The sequence below is a fragment of the Stutzerimonas marianensis genome, assembly GCF_022810315.1.
In the GTDB taxonomy this organism is placed as follows: Bacteria; Pseudomonadota; Gammaproteobacteria; order Pseudomonadales; family Pseudomonadaceae; genus Stutzerimonas; species Stutzerimonas marianensis.
This window is the reverse complement of record NZ_JALGRD010000071.1, coordinates 1-367: the sequence shown is the minus strand read 5'-3', so window position 1 is coordinate 367 and position 367 is coordinate 1. Positions and strand designations below refer to the sequence as shown.

1 other RNA gene is annotated in these 367 nt (G+C 55.3%); it reads right to left on the bottom strand.

The annotated features are described in order from the left end of the window. Window positions 1–10 precede the first annotated feature (10 nt). An RNA gene (gene rnpB / locus MST27_RS22290) (RNase P RNA component class A) lies at window positions 11–367 on the bottom strand.

Genomic DNA, 367 nt, shown 5'->3' with positions numbered 1-367 from the left:
GTCGTGGACGGTCATTTATCTAGCCTCGTTGTTGCCAGCGAGGTCAAACGGCTTACCCAGAGGTTCTAGCGAAGCGGACCACTTCATCCCTCCCTATTTAGCCTTTCTCCCAGTGGGGTTTGCCATGCCTCCGATGTCACCACCGGAGCGGTGGGCTCTTACATTAAGTCGATACTTGCCCCTGTATATTTTCAACAGGGAACGACCCCGCCATTTCACCCTTATCCCGCCAGAAGGCGGGACGGTATATTTTCTGTTGCACTTTCCTTCCCGTCACCGGGACTCCGCGTTACGGAGCACTGCGTCCTGTGGAGCTCGGACTTTCCTCCCGTTCCTTCTCTATCAGAGATGCGTTGGAACCGACGAC